16 protein-coding genes are annotated in these 13,973 nt (G+C 53.8%); 3 read left to right on the top strand and 13 right to left on the bottom strand.

The features are described from left to right. Positions 1-2: 2 nt before the first annotated feature. The 9 genes from ACFQW4_RS06960 to ACFQW4_RS06920 form a co-directional block, all read right to left on the bottom strand. Complete coding sequence (locus ACFQW4_RS06960) at positions 3-257, bottom strand: acyl carrier protein (protein ID WP_101760886.1); 255 nt, start codon at positions 255-257, stop codon at positions 3-5. A gap of 11 nt (positions 258-268) precedes the next feature. Continuing rightward, positions 269-526, bottom strand: coding sequence for a phosphopantetheine-binding protein (locus ACFQW4_RS06955; protein WP_007887282.1), 258 nt, complete (start codon positions 524-526; stop codon positions 269-271). A 3-nt stretch (positions 527-529) separates the two neighbouring features. After that, positions 530-1,327 (bottom strand): lysophospholipid acyltransferase family protein, encoded by a 798-nt coding sequence (locus ACFQW4_RS06950; RefSeq protein WP_354465913.1) that lies wholly within the window; start codon positions 1,325-1,327, stop codon positions 530-532. Beyond that, the gene (locus ACFQW4_RS06945) at positions 1,317-2,054 is read right to left on the bottom strand and encodes a beta-ketoacyl synthase chain length factor (RefSeq protein WP_377724530.1); all 738 of its coding nucleotides are present in this window, start codon (positions 2,052-2,054) and stop codon (positions 1,317-1,319) included. Before ACFQW4_RS06945 ends, ACFQW4_RS06950 begins: the two co-directional genes overlap by 11 nt. Before the next feature lie 189 nt (positions 2,055-2,243). Further along, positions 2,244-2,633, bottom strand: coding sequence for a hypothetical protein (locus ACFQW4_RS06940; protein WP_167391170.1), 390 nt, complete (start codon positions 2,631-2,633; stop codon positions 2,244-2,246). A 235-nt stretch (positions 2,634-2,868) separates the two neighbouring features. Then, entirely contained in the window at positions 2,869-4,239 is a 1,371-nt protein-coding gene (locus ACFQW4_RS06935; RefSeq protein ID WP_377724528.1) for an efflux transporter outer membrane subunit, read from the bottom strand. Continuing rightward, the gene (locus tag ACFQW4_RS06930; RefSeq protein ID WP_110865890.1) at positions 4,236-5,327 is read right to left on the bottom strand and encodes an HlyD family secretion protein; all 1,092 of its coding nucleotides are present in this window, start codon (positions 5,325-5,327) and stop codon (positions 4,236-4,238) included. Before ACFQW4_RS06930 ends, ACFQW4_RS06935 begins: the two co-directional genes overlap by 4 nt. After that, positions 5,324-6,991 (bottom strand): MFS transporter, encoded by a 1,668-nt coding sequence (locus ACFQW4_RS06925; RefSeq protein ID WP_101760892.1) that lies wholly within the window; start codon positions 6,989-6,991, stop codon positions 5,324-5,326. The genes ACFQW4_RS06930 and ACFQW4_RS06925 overlap by 4 nt, the downstream gene beginning before the upstream one ends. 2 nt (positions 6,992-6,993) lie before the next feature. Further along, positions 6,994-7,425: a MarR family winged helix-turn-helix transcriptional regulator gene (locus tag ACFQW4_RS06920; protein ID WP_101760893.1), complete on the bottom strand. Its 432-nt coding sequence runs from the start codon at positions 7,423-7,425 to the stop codon at positions 6,994-6,996. Between the two features lie 484 nt (positions 7,426-7,909). On the opposite strand from ACFQW4_RS06920, the gene ACFQW4_RS06915 reads away from it, so the two are divergent. The 3 genes from ACFQW4_RS06915 to ACFQW4_RS06905 all read left to right on the top strand — a co-directional run bounded on the left by ACFQW4_RS06915 (position 7,910) and on the right by ACFQW4_RS06905 (position 10,155). Next, on the top strand, positions 7,910-8,167 hold the full coding sequence (locus tag ACFQW4_RS06915; protein ID WP_008102310.1) for a biofilm/acid-resistance regulator YmgB/AriR: 258 nt from the start codon (positions 7,910-7,912) through the stop codon (positions 8,165-8,167). 152 nt (positions 8,168-8,319) lie between these two features. Continuing rightward, a complete protein-coding gene (locus tag ACFQW4_RS06910) occupies positions 8,320-9,819 on the top strand; it encodes a SulP family inorganic anion transporter (RefSeq protein ID WP_377724524.1) in 1,500 nt (499 codons plus the stop codon). A gap of 165 nt (positions 9,820-9,984) precedes the next feature. Then, a complete protein-coding gene (locus tag ACFQW4_RS06905) occupies positions 9,985-10,155 on the top strand; it encodes a hypothetical protein (protein WP_167391169.1) in 171 nt (56 codons plus the stop codon). 153 nt (positions 10,156-10,308) lie between these two features. Here the strand turns inward: ACFQW4_RS06905 and ACFQW4_RS06900 are convergent, their stop codons facing one another. The 4 genes from ACFQW4_RS06900 to ACFQW4_RS06885 form a co-directional block, all read right to left on the bottom strand. Next, positions 10,309-11,481 carry a type I restriction endonuclease gene (locus ACFQW4_RS06900; RefSeq protein WP_336767414.1) on the bottom strand — a complete coding sequence of 391 codons (1,173 nt, stop codon included), beginning with the start codon at positions 11,479-11,481 and terminating at the stop codon, positions 10,309-10,311. Between the two features lie 670 nt (positions 11,482-12,151). Further along, positions 12,152-12,451, bottom strand: a complete 300-nt coding sequence (locus ACFQW4_RS06895) for a hypothetical protein (protein ID WP_377724523.1) — start codon at positions 12,449-12,451, stop codon at positions 12,152-12,154. Then, a complete protein-coding gene (gene umuC, locus ACFQW4_RS06890) occupies positions 12,448-13,710 on the bottom strand; it encodes a translesion error-prone DNA polymerase V subunit UmuC (RefSeq protein ID WP_377724521.1) in 1,263 nt (420 codons plus the stop codon). Before umuC ends, ACFQW4_RS06895 begins: the two co-directional genes overlap by 4 nt. Next, positions 13,710-13,949, bottom strand: a complete 240-nt coding sequence (locus ACFQW4_RS06885) for a DNA polymerase V (protein ID WP_377724701.1) — start codon at positions 13,947-13,949, stop codon at positions 13,710-13,712. The genes umuC and ACFQW4_RS06885 overlap by 1 nt, the downstream gene beginning before the upstream one ends. Positions 13,950-13,973: the final 24 nt, after the last annotated feature.

The raw sequence follows: 13,973 nt of genomic DNA, 5'->3' as shown, positions 1-13,973 counted from the left end.
GATCAGGCTTCGTCGCGCATCAGTTGATCGACGGCATCCACCACATCCTGCACGGTACGCACCGCGCGGAAGGTTTCCGGTTTAATCTTACGGCCAGTACGCTTTTGCAGATGCACCACCATATCGACCGCATCGATGCTATCCAGCTCGAGGTCTTCATACAGGCGGGCGTCCGGACGAATATCATCCGGCTCAATTTCAAACAGCGAGGTGAGCAGCGAAGCCACTTCCTGGTAAATTTCGTTTTTGTTCATCATGTTGACTGCTCTCAGGCTTGCTGTTGTTCAACAAACGCGGCCAGTGTAGCCACGGAAAAAAAGTGCGCGCGCAGCGTTTCACTCTCGGCGGAGAGCTGTACGCCGAAGCGATTTTTCACCGCCAGTCCCAGCTCCAGCGCATCGATTGAATCGAGGCCCAGCCCCTCGCCAAACAGCGGTGCGTCGGTTTCGATGTCGTCAGGGCTGATATCTTCCAGATTCAGCGTGTCGATAATCATCTGTTTGATGTCGTTAATCAGTACTTGCATAACTTAGTTGGTCTCTTCAGGCACCAGCGCCTGTTGCAGATGACGCGTCAGACGACGTGCGGCCAGCGGCTGCGAATCCTCTTCGGCCTCACTAAAGGCGTGGCTGGCAATACGCGATTGTACGCGTACAGTAAAAATCGGTTTAACCAGCGGAATCTGATACCAGCGGCTTTGCTTATCGAGCATGCGCTCGGTGCAGCTGATGTGCACCACACGCAAATCGCAGCCCGCGCGCACCGCAATGTTGGCGGCACCGCGCTGCAGCTTCAGCGGCTCGCCATAACGTGTGCGCGTGCCTTCCGGGAAAATCAGAATGGTATCGCCGCGCGCCAGCCGCTGCTGGCTGTCTGGCAGCAGCGTATCGGCTTCGCTGTTAATCAGGTAATCGGCGGCGCGAATCACGCCACGGAAGAAAATGTTGTGCTGCAGCTCGGCTTTCACCAGGCAATCCATCTCCGGCAGCACCGACGCGATCATCACGTAATCGATCAGTGACGGATGGTTGGCGACGATCAGGCAGCCGCGATCCTGACGCAGCTGTTCTGCGCCGATGATCTGGTAATCGTAAACCCCGACAACGCGGCAGAAACGCAGGAAGCAGCGGAAGCTCCAGGCGATGCTGCTGCGGGCGATATGGCGACGGCGCAGGCCATCGCGCTGCACCAGTAACAGCAGATTGAACCAAATCAGCGACAGTAGCAGGCCGCCCACGCTGAACAGCGTGAAGCTGACGGCGGTCATCACCAGCCGCCAGTAATAGTTAAAACCGGGACGCGCCTCGGTCAGCGAATTATCCACCATGCAGACGCTCCCAGTGCCACTGATGGCGCTCGCCGGCCATGCTAAAACGTGGCGTGTTGTGCAGCATCGCCGCCAGAAATTGCAGACTTTGCGGCAGAGGGTTGTGCGGCTCAGCGGGTTTGCCGGCCTGCGCTTCGCAACGCCATGCCTCGCCCGCCCGTAGCAGCAGCGCAACCGCGTACGGCGCATTAAAGCGATCGATTTCCGGTAGCCACGGACGGTAGTAATCCGGCACCACGCCGTCAAAATCCACCAGCAGCACCTGCGCGTAACCCGCCTGATGCAGCGCCGCCACTTCTATCAATCCTTGCTGGAAGCTATCAATACCGGCCGAAACCGAGGATGAAACCAACGGCTGACGCGCGGCGATGGTCAAACTGCCCACCGCTGAGTTGTGAACCGACATGGCGAAATCGGTGGGCGACAGCGCTTGCTGTTCCGCCAGCGCGGTGAGAATGCGCAGATTACGCTCCAGTTCGCCGTGGCGACTGGTGAAGACGATGGCGTCCACGCTGTGCCGCGCCAATAACGCCAGCCCGCATTCAACCGCAGCACGGCTGCCGGCGCTGAGACGACGCGCGGTCATCATCGGCAAAAATTGGGGTTTCGCGATAGGTTGCGTGGCATCTAACGCCGGTGCCTGTTGCGCCCAACGTTGCCACTCTTCTGCGGTGCTGTTGCCCGGCGCGATGGCGTGCCAGTCAACAAGGGAGTAAGCGAGTTTCATACCTGTATTCTTTCTTCAGCCTCAGGGATGGTCCGGTTTTCGCTGCGCGGCATCCCTTCCTTGCTCTCTATACCCGTCATCCCATGCGGATGTCGCCGATTAACAAGGCGGGCACGTGGCCCGCCTGTTTCTATTTCGGCAGCGTTACGGCTAACTTTACAACATTATGTCAGCAATCACGCTTCGCGCTTATTTAGCGGCTTCGACCGCCAGTCGCGTCTGGATGCCCTGGCTCAGGTTCTGAATCCAGCGGTTATAGTTGCGGTGAATCTGACCGCTGCCTGCTTTCAGATTCTGGCTGCTGACATACTGGATTTGATAACTGTTCGCGGTGTAGTTCACGCGAATATCCGCGGTATGTCCGCGCTCGGCCAGGTGACCATTCATCACGCCTGGACCCGCTGGCGTCATCACCCAATGGTTAGCGGCGCCCGCCTGGACGATAGCTTGCTTCATTTGCTCATCCGAGTAGCTCTGACCCACGGTCTGGCTAACATTCTGGATCGGCGCGGTACGCGGCGCACAGCCGGTTAACAGGACCGCAGTAACTAACAACGCAAAACCGATTTTTTTATTCATCATTTTCCTTTTCTTCCCCTGTCTTTGCATGCCGCTTAAGTGAGCGACCGCGCTGGTAAACTTACCAACACTGTTCCGTTCAGACTGTGTAAAGCGGGCGGATAATAACATTATTTGTAAAGACAAGTAAAAAGAAGCATGAATGACTTTAGAATCGTTTACTGCCGATTTAAAACCAGACGCAGGCCGTTTTACGGCGGAATTTCTACCGAAAAATGGTCTTGCGACATGATGTTTAACCCTGCCAGCCGCCGCCGAGCGAACGATATAGATCGATTTGCGCTAACAACAGCGTATTTTTTACTGACACGATATTCAGCTGAGTGCTGAACAGCGTGCGCTGGGCGTCCAGCTCATCCAGATAAGAGGCGTAACCATTTTGGTAACGGTTGTGGGCAATGCGATACGCTTCCGCCACATAACTCTCCTGTTTCTGCAACTCCGCCAGCTGCTCCTCGCTACGGCGAATGGCATCCAGCGCGTTATCCACGTCGGAGAAGGCGTTACGCACCACTTTTTCATAACCGTACAGCGCCTGATTACGCGTCGCCATCGCCACATCCACCTGAGCAGTTAGCGCTTCGCGATTTAACAGCGGAGCCAGAATGCTGCCGCCAATGCTCCACAGACGGAACGGATTATCCAGCAGCTGATGCAGTTCGCTGCTTTGCAAGGTGCCGCTGGCGGTGAGATTGAGCGACGGCAACAGTTTGGCCTGGGTTGACGCCAGTGACGCGTCGGCGGCCAGCAGCTGGCGCTGCGCCTGAACAATATCGGGACGACGATTCAGCAGCTGCGACGGCAGCAGCGATGGCAGGGTTTGCGGCTTGATGTGGTCGAACTGGTTGCTGCGCGCAATTTGGCGCGGGTTCATGCCCACCAGCACGCTAAGCGCGTTCTCCTGCTGCTCGATCTGATGCTGCAACTGCGGGATCTGCGCTTTGGCGGTTTGATATTCCGAGGCGGCCTGCATCCATTCAAGGCGCGAGGTGTAGCCGGTTTCAAACTGGCGCTGCGCCAGGTTGAGCGAGTTTTTGCGCGTCGCCAGCGTTGCCTGGGTTACGCGCAGCTGTTCATCCAGCGCACACAAGCTGAGGTAGCCCGATGCCACCGAACTGGCGACGGTGAGCTCAGCGGCAGAAGCGGCAGCACGCTGCGCATCCAGCGAAGCTTCTGCGGCGCGAATGCTGTTGCTGCGGCTGCCCCATAAATCCACCTCGTAGTTGGCCTGCAGCAATCCCTGAAACACCGCGTTTTCATACGGCTGACCGGTGGCCGCCGACAGCGCACGCTGATGCGTAGCCGCCACGCCCGCCGACAGCGTTGGAAAATTATCGCCCTGCGCGGCACGCAACTCGGCACGGTATTGATCCACGCGCGAACGCGCGGTGAGGACATCGCTGTTGTGCTGCAACGCCTGCGTGACAAGGCGATTGAGATTGGCATCGCCGAAGTTCTGCCACCATTGCGCCTCCGGCAGCGCATGCGGGCCCACCTGCTGACGCCAGCTCTCAGGAATCGGCAACGATGAGGGCGCTTTTTCCACTTGCGTTGCACAGCCGCTCACCATCAATGCCACACAGGTGGCTAACAATAAGCGCCTCATGGCGCATCCTTGTGCGGCTCTGCGGCGGTATCAATGCTCACTTCCACTGACATGCCCGGACGCAGTGCTTGCAGATCGTCATTCAAAATTTTGATGCGCACCGGAATGCGCTGGGCAATTTTCACAAAGTTGCCGGTGGCGTTATCCGGCGAGATAGCACTGAATTCGGAACCGGCGGCAGGCGAAATAAATTCGACGCGGCCATCGTAGTGCTTACCGTCGAGCGCATCGACGCGGATATTCACCGGCAAGCCGGGACGCACGCGCGCCAATTGAGTTTCCTTGAAATTCGCGATAATCCATTTGTTTTCTGGCACCACCGAGGTCAAACGCGTGCCGGCGGTCACATAGCTGCCTTTGCGCACCGACAGCTGACCGAGCTGGCCGCTGTCTGGCGCGATGATGCGCGTATTTGCCAGGTCGATATTTGCCAACTCCAGCGCCGCCTGCGCACTGGCAACATCGCCCTGCAGTGACGCGCGATTCACCACCACGGTTTGCAGATTCTGTTGTGAAACGGCCACCTGCGCATCCGCCTGACGCAACTGCGCCTGCGCCTGGGCATTTGCCGCGCGCGCGGCGTCGCGCTCACGTACCGACAGCGAGCCATCAGCCGCCAGATTCTCAACGCGCTTGAGATCGAGGCTGCTTTTCAGCGCCTGCGCTTTGGCATTTTCCAGCGCCGCTTTATTGCTGAGAATATTGGCTTCGGCACTTTTACGTTGCTGCTGGTTGTTGTTCTGCGCGGCGATTTTCATATCCAGCTGCGCCTGCGCCTGATGCACGCGCTGACGATAGATACGATCGTCGATGGTCATCAGCAGTTGGCCTTTGGTCACTGGCTGCAAATCCACCACGTTCACTTCGGTCAGATAGCCATTCACCTGCGGGCTGATAAAGGTTACCTGGCCACGCACGTAGGCGTTTTCCGTGGACTGAACGGTGCTGGTGAACGGCCACAGCTGCCAGGCATAGAGGATCACCAGCACGCCGACGATGACAATGCCGCTGCCAGCGGCGATAGAAAGAATGCGTCGACGGTTGGTGCGCTCGCGCTCCGCCGCCTGAATGTCGTCCTGTTGGCTCATGAATTCTCCGTCGGGGTTACTGGTTGTGCCGCATTCATTTTAGTCTGACGCCAGTTGATATAGCGTAAGCGCGTCAGGCGATACAGCACCCAGATTAAGGTGATGAAAGCCAGCGCGGCGGTAAGAAGATAAGTATCGTTATAGGCCAGCACGTTAGCTTGCAGCGTCGCCACCGTTTGCAGCTGGCTGCTGCTTTGCGCGCTGAGCAGCACGCTATCCGGCAACTGGCTGCTAAACAGCGAGCTGTACTGGCTAAGACGTTCGGTCACGTTGGGATCCAGCTGCGACAGCTGATCGCCCAGCAGGCTGGAGTGGTATTTTTCGCGCCACGTCTGGAACGTGCCGAGAATGGCCGCGCCGATCAGGCCGCCTAAGTTCTGGCTCATACCGAACAGCACCGAGAAGCTGACCAGGTTTTTCGGCTGCGTCACCACGCCGCCAATCCCCAGCAGCATAGCGGGCCCGAGGAAGAAGGCGCTGCCGAAACCGAGCAGAAACTGGCTAAAGTAGAGATTGTGGGCGCGCGTCAGCGGGTTGGATTGCGCATCCATCAGCGAGGCGACGATCATCACCACTAACGACACGACAATTGGCCAGCTCAGATGCGTGGGTTTAATGGTTAGTGCGCTGGCGATCATGCCGCAAATCACCCCGGCAATGATCGCTAACGCCAGACCGCGCATCTGATCGTTGAGTAAGCCAAGCTGCTGCAGGAAACCCACCGCGCCGGTGTTTTGCTCGGCCAGCAGAATACGCATCATGATCATCACAATGCCCAGCCGCACAATCGTGCCGTTGCTGAGCCAGCGGGTATTCAGCAACGGATTCTTACGGTTGTGCTCGACGACAATCGCCGCCACGATCAACACCAGCGCCAGCGCTAATGCCACACCGAGCCACGGCGTGCTGAACCACCATTCGATGCGGCCCAGCGACAGCACAGCGCACAGCAGCGCCATGCCCGGTGCCATCAGCATAAAGGTGAGGAAATCCATCTTTTCAAAGGCTTTGATGCGGTCGCCGGGCGGCAGTTTCACCACCAGCACGCAGCCCAGCGAGATCATCGCCAGACCGAGTTCAAACAGGTATAAACCGCGCCACTCTTGCAGCTGCAGCAGTTCGGTGGAGAACAATCGTGCCAGCGGAATCGCCAGCTGCGATGCGGTGATGCCAATCACCAGGGCTTTAAGCCGATGCTTTGCCGGCCAGGCCTGAATCTGGTAATAGATGCCGAGCGAACTGAGCGCCGCGCCGACCATGCCGTGCGCGGTGCGGACAATGATCGCCGAGCTGAGATCGTTAGCCAGCAGGTGGAAAAATGCCACGATCACATATAGCACCAGAAACGCTTCGGTGAACAGCCGCAGACCAAACTGCTGGCGGAACTTCACCAGCAGCAGGTTGATGGAGATGTTGCCCATCACATATACCGCGGGCAACCAGGCGATCTCATTGCTGTAAGCGCCGAAGGTGCCTTGCAGATTGGTGAGGTTGGCAGAGACCAGCGCGTTACTCAGCGCGCCGGTAATCGAGATCAATAAGCCAATGATGCCAAATGCGATGCGCTTAGAAGGCGAATGCAGCGGCGTTGAGGGCGAGCCCGGCAGCATCGGCTTCTCATGCGGCAGCCATTCGCGCGGAGCATAAGGATTACGTTTTGCCACCGTTAAACGCTTCCCAGACGCGCGAGCAGCTGTTGCAGCACCTGTTCCGTTATCGCCAGCGATGCAGGATCGATATCCGCCAGCAACTGTGCACGTAGCGCATCGGCCTGCGTTTTCACTTCGGCAAAAGCCACGCTGCCCTGTTCAGTCAGAATCAGCAGGCGTTTGCGGCGATCTTCCGGCGGCTGCACGCGCGCCAATAGCTGCTGCTTCACCAGACGATCCACCAGCGGCACGACGCTGGCCTCTTCCAGACCAAGCAACTGCGCCAGCGCTTTTTGCGTTGGCGGCTCGGCGGCGGTGGCAACGCTGGCAATCGCCATCCAGCTGCTCATGCTCAATCCGCTCTCTTTGAGGCGACGATCGACAGCCAAACGCCACGCGTGCGCGGTGAGATGCAGCAAACGAGAAAAGGGTTGGGGATAGTCGCTCAAAACGTAGTGGCCTAATGGTTAGGTATCTAACTAAACGGGAGCGTTATTATAAGGTAAGCCGCTCGCCAATGAAAATTTTGCTTACACCTGCAAACGTAGTTGGCAGGACAAAAAATCTCCAGCTTTCCTTATCAGTTGTACAACTCACCGAAAATTTGGCGGCTTGGGCCTATTCTTGTATAGCTTTTAGAAAACATTACAAATCATAAATAACTGTTAAATAAGGATTAGCACAAATCGCTTAAAATCCAGGTTGTACAAGTTGCGCCGGATTGTATAAGTTTACGTCCCGTGAGCCAGGAGATGGCTCCGTAACGAATGATGCACTTTGCGTCGCCTCTGAAGGTGTTGTGGATTTCCACCTTCAGAGGTGTCTTTTTGCGTTGGTTGATGAGTTGGGTGTTGCGCGCCTGTCCGCGTGCAAATTTTTTCATCATGGAGCTGAAGGCACATTGCCATCAGGCCGATCTTAAGGGCTTCACATATGCAAAACGCCGCAAACAGTAGCGCTGCCATCGCTGACTATTTCAAACTGGCCGGTAACAGCGACAGCAGTGAAATGGAAGTTTTCGGGCAGATCATCGCCGAAATCCTGCAAGCCGGTATGCCGGTTTCTAATAAAGCGATTATTGCTTCGCTGATTAACCGTCTTGAGATGGAAAGCGATGTGATTCAGCTGGATATTTATCGCCATCTGCTTGAATTGGTTGTGAATAAAACACCTGACGATCTCGCGGTCTAAAGCCGGATTCCAGGGATGGAATCACCCTCACCTGACCCAACGCGCTAGCGTCTCACCTTATTGCCCGGTAACATCCCTTCTCGGAAAATCCTAACTGGTTACTGCCGTACCGCGACGGTATGCGCACAATAATAAAAGAGCCTGCACAATTTATGAGTCAACCAACTGAGCGCACCACTGCGGTGGAGAGCGATATCACTGTGGGGCGCGTTTTACGTTCGCCTGCCCTGCTAACCCGCGAGTGTCTGGCCGGCATTATTACCGCGCTGGCGCTGATCCCGGAAGTTATCTCCTTCTCCGTGATTGCCGGTGTCGATCCTAAAGTCAGCCTTGTTGCCTCGGTGGTGCTGTGCCTGACGCTGTCGATTCTGGGCGGTCGTCCGGCGATGGTCACCGCAGCGGCCGGTTCGGTGGCGCTGGTGATCGGCCCAATGGTGCATGCGCACGGCGTTGAATACATCCTGCCGGCGGTGATTATGGGCGGCATTATCCAGATTATCTTTGGGCTCGCTGGGTTGTCGCGCATGATGCGCTATATCCCGCGTTCGGTGATGATCGGCTTCGTTAACGCCCTCGGCATCCTGATCTTCTTTGCGCAGGTCCCGCACGTTTGGGGACAATCCGCGTTGGTGTGGGTGCTATTCGCCGTTACGCTGGCCATCGTGCTGCTGCTACCGAAAGTGCTGAAAAGCGTCCCTTCACCGCTGGTGGCGATTGTGGTAGTGACGGCGGTCGCGTTGGTGCTTGGCTATCGCGTACCGAACGTGGGCGATGAAGGGCCAATGACCGCCGGTCTGCCAGGCTTCACTACGCTGCTGGTGCCAATCAATCTGCACACGCTGCAAATCATCTGGCCCACCGCTTTGAGCATCGCCTTTGTGGGTTTGATGGAATCGTTGCTGACCGCCAAACTGGTGGATGACATCACCGATACGCCTTCCGCTAAACGCCGCGAATCCTGGGCGCTGGGCGTCGGCAATATTCTTGCGGGCTTCTATGGCGGTATCGCCGGTTGCGCGATGATTGGCCAAACCATCGTTAACGTCGAGCTGGGCAAAGCACGTACGCGTGTTTCTACGGTCGCGGCGGGTATCGTGCTGCTGTTATTAGTGACCGGACTGAGCCAGATTATGGCACAGATCCCGATGGTAGTACTGGCGGGCATTATGATGGTGGTAGCGGTGAAAACCGTGAACTGGCACAGCCTGCATCCGGCTACGCTGAAACGCATGCCGTGGTCGGAAACCTTTGTGATGGTGCTGACGGTGGCTGTCACCGTGTGGACCGGCAACCTGGCGATTGGCGTGCTGGTTGGTGTGATTCTGGCGATGATGCTGTTCGCACGCCGCATCGCTCACGTCATTCACGCTGAACGCCAGCTGAGCGAGGATGGCCAACAGGTCAATTACACCGTGCGCGGCCCGCTGTTCTTTGGTAGCAGCAATGATTTGTTTGAACACTTCAATTACGGCCACGATCCAAAAACTGTCACCATCGATTTGACGCATGCGCAGATTTGGGACGCTTCCAGCGTGGCGGCCCTTGATGCTATCGAATATCGCTATCAGCGCCATGGAGCGAACGTCACCTTTATCGGGCTGGATAACCGCAGCAGCGATTTCCGCGAGCGGCTGAGTGGCAATCTGGGATAGAAATATTAGGATTGAGACGAAAAACGCCGGAAATCCGGCGTTTTTTATGGTTACTGCCGCGCTTCGCTTGCGAAATTTGCTGTCACTGACTTTGCTTAGCTCATGGTCAATCCTTTGATCTCTTTGGGATTGGTTACTCAATCGCTTAATTATAAGGAGCAGCAGATGAACGTTTTAGCAAAAGCAGCATTGGTGACGTTAACCTTGGTATCGCTGGCGGGTTGTATGCACAAGAGTGATGCGGTCGGCAACGATGGGCGCCCACATGCGCCAAGTAACCAACCGGTGCCGGGTGCCAGCGAAGGTGCAGGTCCGGTGGGACAACCGCAATCGTAATGACTTGCCCGGCTTTGCAGCCAGAATATTCCTATTAAAACTGCGGAGAATGTTATAACGTATTCTCCGCATACCTAACGTATTGGCTAGATTGTTGCCCTTTAATAAATTGCACGAGAATATAATTCTATCTTATACAATATATCACGCAGGTTATTCCTGATTGGCTTCGCTTTCTAATTTGGCCCGTTTGAAATTATCGTCATCTTTAACAAATTCATAGCAATCCATAATTACTCCGGATATGCGTAATATATCGCTAGGTTCATTAATAGTTAGTCGCTTTCCATCAAACTCTAATCGAGCCCTTTTGATCTCATTTTTTTGCAGGTCATTAAGCTCAATAGGGAAGTTAACATATGAGCTTTTTTTATCGTAGAACCGAATTATCCATCTTGTTGTCTTACCCTCAAAAAGAATGCCGAAATAAGACTCTGTATCTTTATATCTGATGTCAGCTTCACTTCCCACGATGCTTTTTACTTTCTCAAACATATCGAGTTCGATAGCTGTGGTTATGATATTTGGATTGTCTGGGTCGATTATGTTTTCAGGCTGCTTAGCTAGCTCGGTTTGAACCTCTTCCTCAACCTCCTCGGAAGCCAGCTCTTTCTTCGATGTAGAAAGACCAGACACAACCATGTCACTTACAGACTTCTCAACAGCCAGCTTAACTAAAGGCGTTATCGAATCCAGAAATCTTTGATTTAACTGCCGCTCAATATTTGATCTTGAAGCAACATACCTGACAAATTCACTATCGACATCTCTTAGACTCGCTCTGATAGTTTTAGTGAAAGCACTAAGATACACACTCTCTTCGGCAAGCGTTCTCAATGCTTCTGGTTTAAATTTGTCATAACGGAATCTAAAAAGCTGCTGAATATCTGAGTCAGATAATGAATCAATTTTAATAGTAAGAAAGGGTTTATGATCCATGATGTTTTTCTGCTTTAGATCAGTAAAAAACCGCCACTCTTTGCCATTAGTTATAGCCGAGACTGTCACTTCAGGTGTTGAATTGAAATACCTTGAAAGTTGAGGGCAATGATTTTCAATCTGTTCGTTGAATCCCTTCGCTTCAATAAACATCACCGGAACACCCTGGCAGAAGAGAGCATAATCTACTCTCTCATTAGCCTTAACACCGACGAAGTCTGCGTAATATTCCGCTTTAACTTTTGTAGGATCATAAGGTGTGAATCCAAGAATATCTAAAAGAGGCATTATCAAAGCTTGCTTTGTTGTCTCTTCAGTGGTGCAGAACTGGCCCATCGTTGCTACATGGTTTGCGTGCGAAGCTAATTTTGCAGTGAAGTTTTCCACCCTAACTCCTTGGTAGTTATGTCGAATAAGATTAAACAAAACGTTACAAATAGAAACATTACACCCAAGAAAGAAGGTTTTCAATCTTGCTGATATGAATTCGCAAAAGTTAAGAAAAATTATGATTCGCCAGGCATTTGTAGCCCATTTAGGGCGTTACAGCAAAGGAGGTGTTTTGAGAACAGCAATGTTTAATTTTGAGAGGTAATGGATTGAGCAGCGTTACAGTATGCAATAGAACTTGCGCATAGAAAGGTGAACAAAAACAAAAAAACCGCCCTTAGGCGGTTACGACATTACTGCTTATTGCTTTATTTTATTCGTTTTATCGACTGCAAATATGGTGCCCGGGGCGGGACTTGAACCCGCACAGCCATAAGCCGAGGGATTTTAAATCAGGCGTTTTCAACATGTAAAACAATGTATTAACCTTTATTTTCATAAAATAAGTTCAATAATCGCACTCCATTTATCAAACACTTATGTGATTCTGCATCTTGATATTATGAAGCATTTTCCGATTTGCTTACCGCTTCGCTAGCTATTCCTAAGTACCATCCTATTATCAAATTGTCGCTTCTACTTCCCTGTATTGACGACTCAACTCCATTGGAAATTTTTGGCACAGGATAGTGCAAGCCCGGTTAGCCACCACTTCCGGGCTTTTTTCTTAAATCGGCAAATCATCCTCGCCATACATGGTCGTGATTTCATGCGTCACCACTCCGACCACTGCAATATCTTCCAGCAGGTCATCCATCAGGAATGCGCCATCGTCGGTTATCAGGCGCCGCGGATAAATCATGATCATCGCCCACTCATACATGCCTGACATATCAATCAGCACCGTGTCACCGTTTACCGGGTAGCGCTGCTTATCGATTATGCACCGGCGGCCGTTCAGCTCCACCATGCTGGAAGTCTCACGCGTAGACAGGATGTGCTGCAGCGGCTGAAGCAAAAACGTCACTTCGCCACTGGCAGGTCTGACAGTCTGGTGGTGTATGCCGGCGACAACATTTCGCGCTTCATCTCCCAGGATTTCTGGATACCCTGTCCTGCAAACCATAATTTCCCCTTCCCGCTCTGGTTGAGACCATCGACGACACGCATCAGCGATTCGCTGTTGGCCTGTGGTTTGAATTCGTCAAAGAGATTGAGCTGAGACACGCCATGACTATAGAAGTCGCCCAGCATCACGCCTGCTTTCATATACCGGCAGCCGTCTCGCCATATGTGGTCGAGCCCCTGCATGGCAACGCGTATTATTTCTCGCGTGTCATTTGTTGGAGTTAGGAGTCTGCCCATGGCCTGGTTGCCATAGAACACTTCGCCTTCTGCATGGGGACTTGTTCGAACGAACACCGCTACCTGACTGCAATACTGGCGCTCCCTTCTCAGCTTCTCAGCAGCGCGCTCAGCATAAGAGCAAACCGCCTGCCTCATGTCCTCATATTCAGTAATGCGCGAACCAAATGAACGTGAGCAGACAATCTGCTGCTTAGTCGGCGCGAACTCTTCCAGCTCGAGGCATGGCTCGCCGCGCAGCTCACGGATGGTTCTTTCCATTACGACAGTGAAGTTATCGCGCATCAGCTTGATGGGGCTGTTCGCTAAATCTAGGGCTGTGTTAACACCCATGATTTTTAGCCGTTTGGCGATTTGCCTTCCTACCCCCCATACATCCTCTACGTCAATCAGCGCCATAAGCTTACGCTGGCGCTCAACGTCCGACAGGTCAAGCACGCCGCCGGTCTTCGTCCACTTTTTTGCAGCATGGTTAGCCAGCTTCGCCAATGTCTTTGTCTGTGCGATGCCAACGCCAACAGTTAGGTGCGCCTCCTGCTTTATTCGCGCTCTCACCTTTCGGCCGAGTTCATCGAATGACTGCAATCTGTCCAGTCCGGTGACGTCCATGAATGCCTCATCAATTGAATAGACCTCAACCGACGGGGCCATATCTTCGAGAATGGTCATCACCCGGTTGCTCATGTCGGCGTACAGCGCATAGTTGCTGCTGAACACGTGAATCTTGTGTCTGCGGATTTCATCCTTCAGCTTGAAGTAAGGCGCACCCATCGGGATTTTCAGCTCTTTCACTTCGGCGCTTCGGGCGATGACGCAGCCGTCGTTGTTGCTCAACACCAGAACCGGCTTGCCGCGCAAATCAGGCCTGAACACCGTCTCACAACTGGCGTAAAATGAGTTCACGTCAACGAGCGCAAACATCACATGCCGCCATTTGGATTGAATACCTGAAACACGCGCTCTTCACCTTCCGAAGTTGAAATATCTCGGAATACTGATTTGTGAGCCTCGATCCAGTTGTTGGCTTGCCGTGGCGTGTAATGCCAGTTCAGGCGCTTCAGTTCACTGCAAAAGTCCAGCGTGCTGACGGTGTAGCGGCCAGCGGCATCGCGCTTGATTGCGAACCTGAAGGCGTCTTTGATTTCGTAGTCGCGGGGCATGGTCATCTCCCTCCCTGATAGATA

This window comes from Pantoea sp. GCM10028869 (assembly GCF_042666835.1).
Lineage (GTDB): Bacteria > Pseudomonadota > Gammaproteobacteria > Enterobacterales > Enterobacteriaceae > Pantoea > Pantoea leporis.
Note: the sequence above shows the minus strand (reverse complement) of the source record. Positions and strands in the feature narration are given on the sequence as shown.

Excerpts from the sequence above, each read along its gene's own strand:
- ACFQW4_RS06960 (WP_101760886.1), bottom strand. The coding sequence starts at position 257 with ATGATGAACAAAAACGAAATTTACCAGGAAGTGGCTTCGCTGCTCACC.
- ACFQW4_RS06955 (WP_007887282.1), bottom strand. The coding sequence starts at position 526 with ATGCAAGTACTGATTAACGACATCAAACAGATGATTATCGACACGCTG.
- ACFQW4_RS06950 (WP_354465913.1), bottom strand. The coding sequence starts at position 1,327 with ATGGTGGATAATTCGCTGACCGAGGCGCGTCCCGGTTTTAACTATTAC.
- ACFQW4_RS06945 (WP_377724530.1), bottom strand. The coding sequence starts at position 2,054 with ATGAAACTCGCTTACTCCCTTGTTGACTGGCACGCCATCGCGCCGGGC.
- ACFQW4_RS06940 (WP_167391170.1), bottom strand. The coding sequence starts at position 2,633 with ATGAATAAAAAAATCGGTTTTGCGTTGTTAGTTACTGCGGTCCTGTTA.
- ACFQW4_RS06935 (WP_377724528.1), bottom strand. The coding sequence starts at position 4,239 with ATGAGGCGCTTATTGTTAGCCACCTGTGTGGCATTGATGGTGAGCGGC.
- ACFQW4_RS06930 (WP_110865890.1), bottom strand. The coding sequence starts at position 5,327 with ATGAGCCAACAGGACGACATTCAGGCGGCGGAGCGCGAGCGCACCAAC.
- ACFQW4_RS06915 (WP_008102310.1), top strand. The coding sequence starts at position 7,910 with ATGCAAAACGCCGCAAACAGTAGCGCTGCCATCGCTGACTATTTCAAA.
- ACFQW4_RS06910 (WP_377724524.1), top strand. The coding sequence starts at position 8,320 with ATGAGTCAACCAACTGAGCGCACCACTGCGGTGGAGAGCGATATCACT.
- ACFQW4_RS06905 (WP_167391169.1), top strand. The coding sequence starts at position 9,985 with ATGAACGTTTTAGCAAAAGCAGCATTGGTGACGTTAACCTTGGTATCG.
- umuC (WP_377724521.1), bottom strand. The coding sequence starts at position 13,710 with ATGTTTGCGCTCGTTGACGTGAACTCATTTTACGCCAGTTGTGAGACG.
- ACFQW4_RS06885 (WP_377724701.1), bottom strand. The coding sequence starts at position 13,949 with ATGCCCCGCGACTACGAAATCAAAGACGCCTTCAGGTTCGCAATCAAG.